Below are 15,980 nucleotides of genomic sequence, written 5' to 3' on the forward strand. Positions count from 1 at the left end.
TAATAGTAAAACTTGGAAATAAGTAGTTAACTTTTTTACAAAAAAATCTGGACAATATAACTCAAAGTGAGTTACAGATTTGCGGTAATTGGTTACTTGATGCTTTGTTAGTCGGTTGAGGTAATGCTGTCGCTGACTAGCTCTCTTATCCTTTGACCAGCTTTTTTGAGAAATAATTGAGTGCGCTCTTGAGCATTTTTTCCTTGCTTATCCAAAAGTTCAAGCTACAGACTCAACTAATTGGATGCGGAATTCTGCATTTTGAATTGTTTTTAAAATTGGTAGATGCAAATACGATATTTTTGTGACTGAGCTAGTAAACGCAAACCTAAGGAGCTTGAGGTGGAGCAACGCTAATACCGTCAACGGCAATACCACTAGGTATTCCATAATTTGACCCATCCCAATAGGAGCTAAAACGACCACTGGTATTGCTACCAAGTGAGGTTGGATTGAATACAAAGATATCAGCACCATCACCTGTTGCACCGGCAACGTTAAAAGATCCCTCAGTAGTGAGGAAAATCTGGTTACTATCAGCGTCAAACCAAACACCATTTACATCTTCAGACGAGTCAGTTAGACCAACATCAGACCCATCAAAAAGCATTGTCCAAGTACCAGCTGTATTTTCCCCTAAACTAGTAGCTTTGAACTTAATCAGGTCTTCATCGGAACCGGAAACTCCATTAACAGTAAAACCACCCTTTGTACTAATGACCAAATTACCATCCCGGTCAATAGCGATCGCATCTATCTCCTCAGAGTCGTTGGTTAATCCGACATCCGATCCGTCAAAATACATTTCAAATCTTCCACTGGTAAAGTCACCTGTAGTAGTAGGAATAAACTTAACTATATCCGAGTCATCTACTGCAAGTTCACCAGGTAAGACAGCAGGGTTATTGAGAGCAAACAAAATCGAGCCATCTGCATTGAGGTGAAAATCTCGCAGGTAGACACTTTTGTTAGCAGCACCCAAGACATCGGAGCCATCAAAATACATATACCAGCTACTAGTAGACTTGTCGTATGCTAAGATGTCCTGCCGATTAAAACTGACTCCGCCAATAGTACCACTACCAGCAAGGCTGACAAAAGTCGTGGATGTAGGATCTAAAACCTGGATAGTTGTCTGGCTACTTCCCGTTAATTTCCCATCATTTGCAACTAATTGCAAAGTGTAAGTTCCCGCAGTCGTGAAGCTCAAAGTTGTATCAACTTCAGAGTCATTGGCAAACTCAACATCGTTAGGTCCATTAGCCATACTCCATTTAGTTGTTAAAGTTCCTCCAAGAGGTAAACCATCATCAAAAACAGAACCGTCGAGGTTTGCTTGGTACAAAACTACCTGTTTTTCACCTGCGGCCACAGCTGGTGCTTGGTTGGGGACATCTCTACCTAAGGCAAATTCATAGAGCCGACCGTCATTTTCATTGGGATCGACATCGTTATCAACACCGCGATCGACAATGTAAATACTTAACTTGGTACGATCAGTGCTACTGGGTGCAATGGTAATACCCGCTGGCTTGTCTGGACTGGCCGCAGAAATATCATAGGATTTGATAAATTCACCCGTAGTTGTCAGTTCAAACAAAGCTGGTGTAGCTGGCGAACTTTTAGATAGATATCCCACCATAAACAGGTTCCCAGTACTAGGATCGATGGCAATCCCTTCGGGATCGTGAAGTCCAATCCTTTCAGTATCAAAGGTCTTTAGTAAGGTGCCGTTAGTGGTAACTTCATAAACTTGTGAACCGAATCCATCAACTACAAATAAAGTACCTGTCGTCGGCGAATATGCTATATCTTCTGGGTCATGGTCATCGGTGTTATCTGTTGCAGTCCCCCAAGAAGAGGTACTAAACGAGGTCACCACATCATCGGAGGTATTGTAATTTCCATCCGCACCAGGATTGATCTGAAAAACCAGACGCTTATTATCATCTGTGATGTAGAGGAAGCGATTCGCTGGGTTATATGCTATCCCTGTCGGCTCGTTGGAATAGTTGATGGTTGATAAAGTCTTCTCCAGAGTACCTGTCCGACTTACTTGAAATATATTTCTCCCGGTGAAGTAGGTTGGCATTTCATCGACTTCACCATCATCTATTAAAAATGAATCTAAATGACTGATATATACAATCCCTGATGGATCGGGACTTGGTGGCCCAAATTCAAAGGTGTTGATGAGCTTGATGAGTGGCAGCTTCTCCATGTTTGTCTTCCTAGCTAATAAATCAATCGCAAAAGAGTTAGAAGAGGCGATTATTCTTGAGTAGTTGAATTTCTTGTTCTAAGTGTTTTTGCGGCTATGTTTAGAGCAAAAAGTTTTAGTCCCAGAAAAACCAAGTAAGTACAATAAATAAATTGTATAACTTGATAACTAGTGAATAATAAAATTCATATATACTTCATCGTAAATTCATAAAAAAATGTCATTGAATATGATGAGCATATAAACTCTGTGACAAGTTATGGAGATACTGAGTCTAGCCATTAAAACTTGTCCTATAAAGCTGATGCTACATAGGATTACTATTTAAATTTTTGACAAAAATCCTTAACATTTATATATAGCAATCAAATGCGATTGCTATACATACAGTAAATTTAAGTGCTATTACACGCTTTTTGCCTAGTTATAAAACCTAAGTGGGTCACTTTACAAAATTGTAATTTACTAGGAATATATCACTATTAAATCTCCCTATAGACAGAATAAAATTATCTATTTCAAATTTTTATGATAGAAAGTGTGTGAAACTTTTATTCCTAACATCATGCTGCAAATACTCTTTTTTCAGCATCGGTTTAGCGTTATTGCAATACGGTTCGGATAAGCAATTTTCATCTCACTTTTGGGAAAGGGAAAAGGTTAAGGGGTAAGGGGGAAAGGTTTGAATGGGCCCTTTTCCCCCTTAACCGAACCGTATTGAGCATTATTGGGATTCTCGATTTCTTTCGCTTGAAATTGCCAAAAAGCTTTGAATATGCACATTCTCTGAGTTTAGCGTGACAAACTTTACCATAAACAAATAAGCGATCGCTCTCGTGAGCAAGGGAAGTAAATTGTCTTGGGGATTTTCGTAAAATCCTCTCAAAGCATACTATTGGTCAATCAAGTGTGATGTCCCTCAGTCCAAAATTTAATCAACCTTTTCCGCTAGCGATATTTGAGGAAAAGCCCTAGCCTACTCCATAGTTCCCCAAGAGTAGGCTAGAGTAAAGGGGCAGTTCCGTGGATACCCTTAAAACCAGACGACCTCAGCAAGAGTAATGCTACACACCTACGCATCATTTAGTATTTCTTGCTCAACCGTATAAAATCATTAGCGTGAGACGTAAGACCCTTGAATGACCAACACTATTTGAGAAGAGAATAAACTCACCAAATTGTGTCAAGCATTTATATCCTCAAAATACTTGGGTAAAACCATCAACAACCACACCTGCAAGCCCATTATCAACACCATCCCAAAATGGAGTATAGTTCCCATTTGTATTAGAACCAAGGCTAGTAGGGGTAAACGTAAAAATATCCGACCCATCACCTGTAACACCAGGTACTTCGAATGCACCCTTAGTAGTTAGATATAGCTTGTTATTTTGGTCAATCCAGACACCATTTATATCTTCACTACTTTTTGTCAGCCCAACATCAGAACCCTGAAAATATAGATTCCATGTACCAGCTGTATCTGCGCCAAAGCTAGTAGCGTTGAAAGCAATCAGGTCTTTATCCGTACCTTTGATATTACCCGAATTATCTGGCACATCAAATTTACCTGTGGTACTGAGAACTAACTGTCCATCTGGTGTAAAGGCAATACCATCTATCGCCTCGTCACTCGTTGATAATCCTACATCTGAACCGTCAAAGTATAATTCAAAACTGCCAGATGTGGTGTTTCCTGTGGAAGTGGGAGTGAACTTGACAATATCTTGTTTCTCTACTTTACCTACACCAGTTAGGGTAACAGAACCATCCAAACTAAACAAAATTGAGCCATCTGGATTGATGTGGAAATCTCGAACATTACGGCTTGATAAGCCCACATCAGAGCCATCAAAATACATAGACCAACTCTTAGTAGAGCGATTATAGGCCAAAATGTCCTCATCATCAAAAGCAACTCCCCCAACTGTGCCACTTCCACTCAAGCTGAAAAACGAAGTTGACTGCGGATCTAATACCAAAACTGACACTTGATCGCTAGTTGTCAATTTGCTATCATTTGCTGTCAGTTGTAGTACATACGAACCAGGCTGGGAGAATGTGGCAGTGGTATCTTCTGTTTTTGCATTCGCGAAGGAAACATTGCCAGGACCGCTCAATTTACTCCAGGTATTAGTTAAGGAAGCTGGTGGGTTGGGTAAGCCATCATCAGAAATACTGGCATTCAAAATCGCCTGCTTTAAGATCACTTGATCCTCACCTGCATTAACCGTTGGTGCTTGATTATTCACAGGAGGAGGATTACCACCAGATGTACCTAGTGCAAATTCATAGATCCGACCATCATTTTCATTGGGTTCGGGATCATTATCAATGGCGCGATCGACAATGTAGAGACTTTGCTTAGTAGGATCGTTGCTAGTGGGTGCAATGGTGATCCCAGCTGGTTTGATTGCTTTAGCCGCAGAAATATCATAAGTGTTGACAACTTCACCCGATGTTGTCAGTTCAAACACCAAGTTATTTGGGTGACCCACCATAAACAAGTGACCACTACCAGGATCTAAGAAGATACCTTCTGGATCAAGAAGTCCCAATTTAGCAGTATCAAATTGACTAACTAAGTTGCCTTTAGTAGTAACTTCGTATACTTGTGCACCCGCCCCATCAACAATAAATAAATTACCTGTCTTCGTCGAATATGTTACATCTTCTGGGTCATCACTACCGAAGGAAAGAGTATTAAACGAAGTGACAACATCATCTTTAGTGTTGTATTGTCCATCTCCGCCTGGATTGAGTTGAAAAATCTTACGCTTGTTGTCATCAGAAATGTAGAGGAAGCGATTGTCTGGGTTATATGCTACCCCTGTCGGTTCATCAGAAAAGCTAATTGTGGTGAAAGTGTTCTGTAAATTACCTTTCAGATTGGTTTGAAAAAGGTTCTTACCGGTGAATAATCGAGAAATTTCATCAACTTCACCATCAGCAATCAACAGTCCGCCTAAATGACTAATATAAGCAATCCCTGATGGATCTGGACTTGCGGGTGAAAATTTAGAGGTTTGGGTAACCTGTATCAGTGGTAAAACAAAATTTTGAGGCTTTGGCATGATTTTTTGAGCTAAGTATTTTTGCGGTTATGCGATTAGCAAAAACTCTTGCTAGTAGATACAACCAGTAAGAATTTTAAACTTATTGTATGAAGACTAAATTAGTGAAAAAGAAAATTTATAGATAATTCATCATAAATTTATAAAATTAGTTATTTAATATGCATATACGAAAACGATGACTAGTACAGCAATCAAATCTGATTCCTGTACTTAATTGCTTAGGTAGCCAAAAAGAAAATTCTTTTCTTAGTAAATTTATTCCAAGAAATATGAGTACTCAGTAACAAAATGCTTCTGGTATAGACTGTACGCTTACTAATGTTTTGAGATTTCAGCGTCAATCTATAAATTTATAAACTTGTGTAAATATAAGATTCCTACCTAATTTTTGAAAGATACCTAGGAGAGCCACCCTCATGCGCGGGTTTCCCGACTTGAGAGGAGTAGCCTTGAGCATTAACCAGCCGACAGTTAAGCTTCAATTGTATGGAATTAATTCAAAAATTAAATCGGATTTATATATAACGTAATTCAGCTTTCAAAAAGCAATATATCTCAGGAAATTTTCAATTAGCAAATACTTTTAAAATAATTAAGAGTAATTCGTAACTCGTAATAACCTATCACTTGCTTCTCGTACTCCTTCGGTTAACTCGAAGGAGTACGAGAAGCGCTGCATCGAAAGCGTCTACGTAATTCGCAATTCAAATACTCAAATGTAATCTGGGTCTAAGTATAAAAAATTGTTGCCATATTTTAGATATTTGTTATAAGTGTGTATGTTTTACTAAACTAAACAAAAAAAGCTAAAGCAATCCTGATGACAATTTTTAAAGCTGATTTATTCTAGAAAATTGTTTAGGATTGCTAGAGAAAATGTGTAAAGTTTTAAATCACATTTTGCAACCTAACAGGTTCAGGATGCTTGGTTAAGCTGTTGTTAATCCAGGACAAAATCTTTTGTGTTTTTTCCTCTACAGATAGTGAACTATCAATTGACAAAACTGGAATATTAAATGTTTGAGCGCAGTTGATAATATCCTGAAGATAGGGAGCATACTGAGAAAGCAATTGCTGTGCTACCTCTTTGGACATAAGGTCGAAACGGCTTTGGTCAGTTGGACGATTTTGAATCCTTTGAATTGCAGTTTCTACGTTTATTTGGAAATCAACAATGGCAATTGGTCTTTGGGAGAAAAGCAGTGCTAATTCCTGTCTTATATCTTCTAAAGAAGGAGTAGTACCTGTAACTCCGATTGACCAAATTTCTTGCAACAATCCTTGATCGAGTAGGATTAATTGGTCATTCTGACTATGGGCGATCGCATCAATGCGTTTCAAATTAGCATAAGTCTTAATAGCTTTGGAAAAACTTAGCCAGTTAGTAGGTTTGACTTGAGATGCAAGAAACAGGGAATGAAGCAAAATCCGCCATTGATTTTCTGTTTGTGGAATCAGCTTCCACAGCCGTTGCCAAAGTTTTTGATTCTTCCATTCTCGCAGGATTTCGTCTCCGGCGGCGACGGATACTCCCTGCTCTTTTAGTCGTGAAACTACTTGATTAAACACAGTGGTTTTACCAGCACCTGGCAGTCCGATAAACTCTAAGACTATGGGGTTGTTAACTGTGTTATGAGGAATATTAATTTCAGTTAAAGATGTTGCCATACGGACTGTTTTGCCTGTAATAAAACTTGATCTAGCGGTTGAGTAGCATCAATATTGACTACTGTGGTTTTTGAGGTAAACTTCAATGACTTCACAGCATCAACTTTTTGTTTAACAATGTCCGTAGGAGTATCTGACTTACGAGCCATAGCAACCTCTGGCGTTACGTCCAACTTGATGACTAAATCGGGGAGTACGGTGTTAGTCATGTCTTGGTAATTTTTCAACTCCCATTCTTTAAGAAAGCCAGGGTATGGCGATGAATTCCCATTACCGTTCATCAGTAAGGGGCCATCATTGAAGCCAAGAATCTGGGTTTGGGGATAGCGATCGCTAATCACAATCATTCCTCGTTTCCTAGCTACAGAACACTGCTGAAGTTTTTGGTGTTTTTCGTAAACCAGGGTGATAGCCCATAAAGCTTTACCCAGTCTTTTCAATGGAGATTTAGGCTGGGAAGTTCCTACCAAGTCAGAAGAACTTTGTCTTTGATTAGACTGATGATGCGATCGCTTTGGACGCAAAACTTTAGCCGCTCTACCTGCTAATACTAACGGTAGTCTGTACCAAGAAGCAGGGCCATCTCCACTACCTAGATAAACTGGCTGAACATCGAGTTTATGAGAGAAACATTTTTTGATTTCCGAGGTGACGGTAGATTTACCAGATCCGTCTGCTCCTAGAACCGCAATAATCAAACCACCACTGGTGGGTGTTCTGTGCGCTGCAACTGGAGCCTGGAAAAACTTTCTCAAGCTCTTGAAGAATAGGTATTGAATTTCCAGCCGCCATCTTAAAACCTTTGACACTAATGGGTGATATCGTCGGTATGGTTTTAAAGCTACTTGGATGGCATTACCGGATTTTAATAAAAGCTTGAGGTTCGATTCGCTGTCAATCACATCTAAAACCAACTTAGTAGCCTTGCTGTCTAAAAGCTGCTCACTCAGTTCTTGGACTTTTTGGCGATCGAGTCTTTCTTTGAGCCACCGAAATTCCCGGATAAAATCACCTTTAAAATAATCTTTACCCAAGAGATTGTTGATGCGATCGCGAGTTCTTACCTTCAGCGCCGCCCGGACAACTAGTAAAATTGTTTCAATATTAGGCTCTGCAATATAAATTTGATATTCGTCGCTATAAATTCTCGTAGACAATAACAACTCTTCCCAAGGAAGACGGTAACCTTTAAGATATTTTTCCCCCAGTTCCAAGCGATAGTGAAGATGGAGATGTACCAATATTCCTGTCTCTTCATCGAGCGCTAAATAATCATCAATATCAAGATATCTCCGGCAAGGAATAGCTTCAAAATACTTGAAACCAACTTCGCTTAACACCTGTTGTAAATTGGCTTTTTCGTTTTCATCTACTAAAACATCTAGATCAGTTTTACCTTCTACAGCTGCATCAACATGCTCATTACTCTTCCAGTGACAGTAACGAATATTGTTCTGATCGAGGTAGTAGTTAAGCTTTTGAACAACCTGGAGTGCTGGCATTATTTCATCTGCTCCTTAATAAATCCGTAGTAATTGAGTATGTTTTCTATATCTGTTATTAGTTCCCTGTGCAATTCACAGTTCATTGACCACAATGATGACTCTGTTAGCAGTTTTACTTTAATTGCTGACTATTCTCAACTCAGAATTAAGAATCTTTGAGAATAGTTCACAGAAAAATTATTTATAACCATTATTTCTACTTACTTTCGCACCCATAAAATGTAAATGTGCAATTAGACGCAATAACTGCGGCAAGCCACTGCGTATCTACGCAAAATTACTATATTTCAAGTTACAGCTATTTTCAGGTAAATAGACCACATTGGCCGTAGGGGCACAGCAGTGCTGTGCCCTCTTGAGTGTGGTTCAACTACGTGAAAACTGCTGTGATATTAGTTGTATTTTTATCACTGTCGGGAGCCAATAAGGATGGACTTGAATTAGTCCCTACTGGTTGAGCTTCAGTGAAATTCCCGAATTTCAATTTCAAAAGACTTTGACATTAAATAGCTTTTTGATGCGTGTTCATTTGATCAGTAAATCCTACCATACTGCACTAATAACACATCAAGACAATTTTGGCAATTACCGAGAACCGCTATATTTGGACAGCCTATATCCTGGATTACTCTAGCAGATGAAAATTGGTGCAAAAGTTGTCAAACTCTGACACGAAGAAAGTTTGCGGTTTTATTTTCTGACATTGCCAGGAAAAAGGATTTATGGTTTTTCGGCATCTTCTACAGCCAAAATTTTATTTTTCTCTCGCTGTTGATAAAGCAACGATGAGGCTGCTCTAGTAATTTCACGTACTCTTCACAGAAAATTGGTAATAAACTATTGCCAATTTAGCATTTTAACAGTAATTTTTTTCGGTTCGTAGTCTTCACGTAAATTTTGCAATCAATACAGTGCCAATTTAACGGTAACTTCAATAAAACACTGTCCATATTCACCGTAACTTCAATTTTTTTTACGTGGAAAGTCTTATATACTATGTTCAAGCAAGATTTAACCTAAATACCGAGCATTTGTTAACCTCTATTTAACTTAATGCAAATTCACATGGTTAGAGTTACGTTGGCTCCTTTACTTTCAGTATTCAGCATTCGTCTCTCCATCTGACATTAAAAGTCTTGTAACCCCTATTAAATTAAGTTTTCGGCAATTTCAGGAGGCTAAGCGGGTGTATCTGACAGTATTTACCGAGTTTGTCAATTTAGGATTAATTCATCGATTGAGGATATTGCTGCTTTGTGTGATCCGAAGATGATTCATCCGTTATGTATAAAAATGGCATGATTCAGGCAAGTAAGATGCCCAGCATTCAAGTCTTCCAAGAACATCCCTAAAAGCGATTGCAAACTGGTATAACTGCTGACTTAGCCAATTAACTACACAATAGTTATTCTATGTTCTGCACTCGCCAGCTTCCCCGCTTCATAATTCTTGCTTAACAATCCATCATTATTTCAGTAAAAACCATGAAAATCGCTGTCATAGGTGCAAAAGGTCTCCCTCCAAAACAAGGCGGTATTGAACATTACTGTGCGGAAGTGTATCCACGCATAGTTGCGAAAGGTCATTCTGTTGATTTATATGCTCGCTCATCAACAACTGACTCATCTCCCTTCTCGGAATATGACTTTGAAGGTGTGCGCGTCGTTTCTTTACCAGGCCCAAGAACGAAAGGATTAGATGCTTTCTTTAGTTCAATGTTGGGAGCAATGATGTCTGTGGGCAATCGCTACGACATTGTGCATTTTCATGCATTGGGCCCAGCTTTATTTACTTGGATGCCAAAGCTTTCTTTATCGACAAAAGTTGTAGTTACCTGTCAGGGCTTAGACTGGCAACGTAATAAATGGGGCAAGTTGTCTAGTAATTTAATTCTGCAAGGAGAGAAAGCTGCTGTCCGCTTTGCTGATGGGCTGATTGTGGTTTCAGAAGAATTACGTTCTTACTTCCGTCAAACCTACGGTAAGCAATCTGTATATATTCCCAATGCCGCAGCAACTTACGGTGCTTCCGATCCTACCTTTGCTTATGGGCAATCTTTAGGCTTAACCTCAGGGCGCTACGTTTTATTTCTTGGCAGACTGGTTCCAGAAAAATGCCCTGATTTACTGATTGAAGCCTTCAAAAAACTGAAGCCAGCAGGCTGGAAACTTGTATTAGCTGGGGGAGTCAGCGATACCAAAGACTTTACTTCCCAAATGTTGCAGCAAGTAGCTAATGACCCCGATATCATTTTTGCTGGTGAGTTACGGGGTGCGCGTTTGTGGGAAATCGTCCGGGGAGCAGGATTATTTGCCTTACCATCCGATTTAGAGGGATTACCTTTAGCAATGCTGGAAGCAATGTCACAAGCTATCCCAGTACTTGCCAGTGATATTCCGCCACATCAACAACTGATAAGTTCCAATAGAGGGGTGATGTTCCGTGCCGGAAACCTCGACTCTTTGGTGCAACAAATGGATTGGGCAGTTCAGCATCCTCAAGAAATGAAACAAATGGCTGAGAATGCTCAACGAAATGTGCAAGTGAACTATAGCTGGGAAAAAATTACGGCTGACAATCTGAGTCTCTACGAGAACCTGTTAAATACACCTGGTCAACGAGCAGGTGAAAAACTCGTGACGACGAAGCTTTCTTAGATAACCCACTATAGTGAAGGAATTCAATCATGCGTCAGCCAACTCTCACGATTTTTTATCAATTTAATCCCTGGAGTCCCACTATTGGTGGTATTCAGACATGTATCCGCTATATTCTCAAGTATGCGCCTAAAGATATCCACATCCGCCTAGTTGGAACTGGTAATGGCGATCCGAAAATGCCCATTGGGCAATGGCATGAAGCTGAATTATTTGGCAGAAACTTTTCGTTTATGCCCTTGATTGAGCTGAAGAATGACAACTTTCGTGGTTTGGTGCCCACGACTGTTAAATATACAATGGCACTTCTAGGGCATGATTTTTCCTCGGACTTTTTGCAATTTCATCGTATAGAAGCATCTCTAGGTAGCTCCGGCTGGTCTGGTAAGAGGATCTTCTATATTCACAATGACATCGATCAAGAAATGAGAGGAACAAACCAGGGAGGGGGTATTCTCTGGCGGCATATTCCTTGGGCTTATTTTGCACTAGAACGCCGATTAGTCAGGCAGTTCGATCGCATCTTTTCCTGCAATACCAAAGCCGCAAACCAATATAAGGAGCGTTATCCGCAGATCGCAGACAACGTATCTTATTTGGTGAATACAGTAGACAGCGATGTTTTTTATTCTGTATCTCCCGAAGAAAAAGAAGAAGGAAGAATCAAGCTCGCACAAGAGTTAGGACTGTCAACCGACACTCGTTTTATTCTGTTTGCTGGTCGTCTACATCCGCAAAAGCAACCCCTACTATTGGTGCGCTCATTTGCAGAACTCAATCAGCCAAATACTCACTTACTAATTGTGGGACAGGGTGAATTAGAAGAAGAAGTCCGTGCGGAAATTACCCGCTTAGGTTTGACCGATCGCGTGACGATATTTGGACCGCTACCACAGACAAAGCTGGCAAACTTCTATCGAGTTTCTAGCATGTTTGTGTTAACCAGTGCTTACGAAGGTTTATGTCGAGGCAGTATTGAAGCACTTGCTTGTGGAACCCCTGTAGTTACAACTCGTGCCGGAGAAACACCAAACTTCTTGAGCGCTGATAGTGGCATTGTTGTTGACGAACAAACTCCAGAAGCGATCGCCTCTGCATGGAAACAGGTGTTAATAAATCCTCACAATTATCCTTCTGAAGCTTGTGTTCGAGTTGTCAAACCATATGATGCCCGTTACGTCGTCAATGGTATTTATACTGAGTTACTCGAAAACTGGAGAGATGGACAAGGTCAATTGTTAAAGGCTTACGCGTAAATCTACAGGTTTCATCAGCCTTTTTGACATCTTAGTACGCAATCCGGGTTCAATAATTCATCTAGGCTGATATCTCCATAATATGCGACATCAGGGTGCAACTTACGAGTCAAGAGTTTACAAGGTTGTTTTCCCTGTAAGAGAAGTGAAGACATCGTGATCATACCTAACAAACCCTTAGTTACTATCTTGCCTCCAAAATCAATGCAGATTCATTTTCCAGATCTTCCTCATTTTCAACAACGAGTACATCCTTCCGCTACCTCTCAACTTAAGCGATTGATCGATATTATGGGTGCTGTAATTGGATTAGTGATGACAGCACTACTCTCAATACCAATAGCGATCGCCATTAAACTCGATAATCCAGGCCCTGTGTTTTACAGCCAGATTCGCTGTGGTTTAAATGGTAACACCTTCCGCATTTGGAAGTTCCGAACCATGCGAGTTAATGCCGAACAAATGAAGCATTTAGTGCAAAATCAGGCTAAAGGTAACATTTTTAAGAATCACCAAGATCCCCGAATTACCCGTGTTGGTTCTTTTCTCAGGCGTACTAGCTTAGACGAACTACCACAATTCTGGAATGTGTTGCAGGGTGATATGAGCTTGGTTGGTACTCGTCCACCGACACTTGATGAAGTAGAGAATTATGAGCCTCACCACTTCCGGCGCTTACTGGTTAAGCCTGGAATCACAGGTGAATGGCAGGTCAATGGACGTTCTAAAATAGAAGATTTTGAAGATATAGTCAAGTTGGATTTGACTTATCAGTCAAAATGGTCTGTTGTCTACGACCTCAAGTTGATTCTGAAAACGCTGCAAGTAGTATTCAATCGTGATGGAGCTTACTAAGCATTTCGAGTTGGATTTTTAGTTACTGCTCTTTCATCGCTAAAAAGCCTTTGAGCAACTAAACCAGATTCTTCATCTCCAAATAAATATGCTCAAAGTGCAGATCTAGTTCATCAGCAACAGCATTATTTAAATCAACAATATGTCTTTACAGGATTTTGTTAAAAAAATCAACACAAATGTTATACACTTTTCTTAAGTGGGATAATTACTAAACCTAAGTTAGTCTTCAGTAGCAAGTTTGGCAAAATATCAGGTTGCTCAGCTTAAAATAATCTAGAAGCATGGCTTAGAGGTTCATCAGTGTGAAATCTATCAATAATATTGTTTGTAGCTCTTGCCAGAAATGAGTGTTAACTAATCTGATTGTGCCTCATCTTCAGAGTTTACTGAAGATTAATTAGGACTAATTGCCAAAACCTTTGTTAGACATGAAGTCTATTTCAAATAAGTGGTAGTTAATTGTCATATATCTGTATATTAGAATAGGTCATCTAGTAAGTTTGTGAATATAAAAAATTGGCAGGTACATTAATGGGTAAAGCTGTTCTTCCGTTATCTTATATAACCGCCCTGAAGCGACATGTTTGGCTCGCTTCATCAACGTTTGTATCTGTATTAATAGGTGTGACAGCAATTAGTTTGGCTATTTCACCTAAGTTGTATGAAACATCAGCCAGACTGATGGTTGGTCAGAAAGAAGTAGGGATTTCAGCGTTAGGTCAAGAACTCACAAATATTAATAACCAAACACCAAGTAAAGCGGCTGACCCAGTAGCAACGCAGGCAGAACTGATTAAATCCCAACAAATTCTTCGTGGTGCTTTGAAAAGAGCTTTGAGTGAGGGCAAGATACCAATTGAAAAGCTACCCCCGTTGGAAGAACTGAAGATGGGAATTAAGGTAGAAATTGTACCTGCAACTAGTATTTTAGAGATCAGTTATACAAATACCGATCCGAAGGTTGCTACGGTTCTGCTGAACCAGATTGCTCAATTGGTAATTGCAGAAAACACAAAATTAATTCGCTCAGAAGCTACCAGTTTACGCAACTTTTTAGAAGAGCAAATTCCCGAACAACAGAAAAAACTGCAAACAGCAGAACAAGCTGAAAGAAAATATCGAGAAGCATATAGTTTTGTTGCGTCCGATGTTCAAACTAACGGTTTAATTGAAAGCTTATCATCTCTGGAAAATGAAGCAAGGCAACTGCGCGCTCAATTGCAAGAAGCCAAGAAAAAAGAGATATCATTGCAACAAGTAATAGGAGCGAATACTCCGACAGGGGCATACATTTTTAATCGCATCGGACAGGATGAACAGATCAAAGAGTTAAACAAACAAATTACCAACGTAGAAGTAGCAATTACCGATGCGCGTTCCCGCTGGACAGATCAACATCCGCAAGTTGTATCACTGGTACAAAAGCGAGACGAACTACGTGCCCTTTATAATCAACAACTATCACAAATAATTCCGGAAAATCAAACTGTAAATCCTAAAGAAATCGCTTCTAACCAGTTAAGCCAAGACATTATATCGCGCTATATCGTTGTGGAAAGTGAACGCAAAGGCTTAGAAGACAAACTCAGGGTAGTGCAGAGTGATGTAGAAAGTTTGCGATCGCGTGTTGCTAAAATCCCCGTTTCCCAACAGTCCCTAGTAGCGCTAGCTCGTGAGCGAGAAAAAGCGGAAAAAGCCCTCAAAACACTGGATGACAAACTAGAAGAAGCACGCATTGCAGAAGGGCAAATTCTCAGCAACATCCGGATTGTCGGTGAAGCAGAAATCCCTACAGACCCAGTTTCGCCTCGACCTTTGGTGATTGTTGTACTTAGCACAGTTGTCGCTATCATTGCAGCTGGACTTTTAGTGTTACTTCTAGAATTGATGCAATCCAGGTTGCGTGATGCGGCTGAGGTGGAAGCTTGGCTAGATACACCTGTACTCGGAGTTCTACCGAAATTTAATCCTAAAACCTTTAGTTTAGCGACTCTAGACTCTTTGTTAGATAATTCTGAGTATGTAGAGCCATACCGCATGTTGCTCAAAACCTTAGAATCTCTGGGTAAAGAGCAATCAAAAGTCATAATTGTCAGCAGCGTTGGTTTTGGCGAAGGAAAATCTTCAGTAGTTCTCCACTTAGCTGCTGTGGCAGGGATTTTGTCAAGACGTACATTAATCGTCAGTGCAGACCTTCAGCATCCTATATATCATAACCTGTTGGATGTGCCTGCTTACCCAGGATTAACAGAGGTCGTGACTGATAATTTACCTTTGTTGGATCTAGTTCAACCTACGTCAATTCCCAATTTATCAGTGCTGCCCTCGGGTAGAATTCCCAATCGCCCATCAACAATCATTGAGAAATTGTCGATGGATAAACTCTTAAAAGAAGCTGCACAACATTATGACTATGTAATTGTTGATGCTTCACCTATCAGTAGTAATGCAGATGCTGCCACCTTAAGTCAATCAGCAGATGGTGTGGTTTTAGTTGTTAAGCCCAACTCCACCTCCAAAAATGCTGCGCTTCAAGCTATCTCAGATTTACAAAAAAGTGGTGCAACTCTTTTGGGTGTAGTCATCAATGAAACTGTACTCCCAATAGAAAAAGAGCTGGCTGTACTCACACCCATTGACGAACATCAGCAGTTACCACCAGCTAGAAGTGTGTTTTCAGGGCCCATAGTCAAGGATACTAGCAACAGTATTCACTAATTGTTTCTGGATTGCCAATT

8 protein-coding genes are annotated in these 15,980 nt (G+C 39.9%); 4 read left to right on the plus strand and 4 right to left on the minus strand.

The window, feature by feature from the left end:
• Nucleotides 1-328: 328 nt before the first annotated feature.
• The 4 genes from AACU32_RS29150 to AACU32_RS29165 form a co-directional block, all read right to left on the minus strand.
• Nucleotides 329-2,221, minus strand: a complete 1,893-nt coding sequence (locus AACU32_RS29150) for a PKD domain-containing protein (protein ID WP_096604851.1) — start codon at nt 2,219-2,221, stop codon at nt 329-331.
• A 1,199-nt stretch (nt 2,222-3,420) separates the two neighbouring features.
• On the minus strand, nt 3,421-5,295 hold the full coding sequence (locus AACU32_RS29155) for a PKD domain-containing protein (protein WP_096604853.1): 1,875 nt from the start codon (nt 5,293-5,295) through the stop codon (nt 3,421-3,423).
• Between the two features lie 891 nt (nt 5,296-6,186).
• Nucleotides 6,187-6,966: an AAA family ATPase gene (locus AACU32_RS29160; RefSeq protein WP_096604855.1), complete on the minus strand. Its 780-nt coding sequence runs from the start codon at nt 6,964-6,966 to the stop codon at nt 6,187-6,189.
• Nucleotides 6,951-8,468, minus strand: a complete 1,518-nt coding sequence (locus AACU32_RS29165) for a hypothetical protein (RefSeq protein ID WP_096604857.1) — start codon at nt 8,466-8,468, stop codon at nt 6,951-6,953. Before AACU32_RS29165 ends, AACU32_RS29160 begins: the two co-directional genes overlap by 16 nt.
• 1,487 nt (nt 8,469-9,955) lie before the next feature.
• On the opposite strand from AACU32_RS29165, the gene AACU32_RS29170 reads away from it, so the two are divergent.
• From AACU32_RS29170 to AACU32_RS29185, 4 genes are all read left to right on the plus strand, one after another.
• On the plus strand, nt 9,956-11,128 hold the full coding sequence (locus AACU32_RS29170) for a glycosyltransferase family 4 protein (RefSeq protein WP_096604859.1): 1,173 nt from the start codon (nt 9,956-9,958) through the stop codon (nt 11,126-11,128).
• 29 nt (nt 11,129-11,157) lie between these two features.
• The gene (locus AACU32_RS29175) at nt 11,158-12,384 is read left to right on the plus strand and encodes a glycosyltransferase family 4 protein (RefSeq protein WP_096604861.1); all 1,227 of its coding nucleotides are present in this window, start codon (nt 11,158-11,160) and stop codon (nt 12,382-12,384) included.
• 156 nt (nt 12,385-12,540) lie between these two features.
• Nucleotides 12,541-13,239 carry an exopolysaccharide biosynthesis polyprenyl glycosylphosphotransferase gene (locus tag AACU32_RS29180; RefSeq protein WP_339378359.1) on the plus strand — a complete coding sequence of 233 codons (699 nt, stop codon included), beginning with the start codon at nt 12,541-12,543 and terminating at the stop codon, nt 13,237-13,239.
• A gap of 519 nt (nt 13,240-13,758) precedes the next feature.
• Nucleotides 13,759-15,960 carry a GumC family protein gene (locus tag AACU32_RS29185; protein ID WP_339378360.1) on the plus strand — a complete coding sequence of 734 codons (2,202 nt, stop codon included), beginning with the start codon at nt 13,759-13,761 and terminating at the stop codon, nt 15,958-15,960.
• Nucleotides 15,961-15,980 lie beyond the last annotated feature (20 nt).

It is taken from the genome of Calothrix sp. NIES-2100, from assembly GCF_963875285.1.
In the GTDB taxonomy this organism is placed as follows: Bacteria; Cyanobacteriota; Cyanobacteriia; order Cyanobacteriales; family Nostocaceae; genus Aulosira.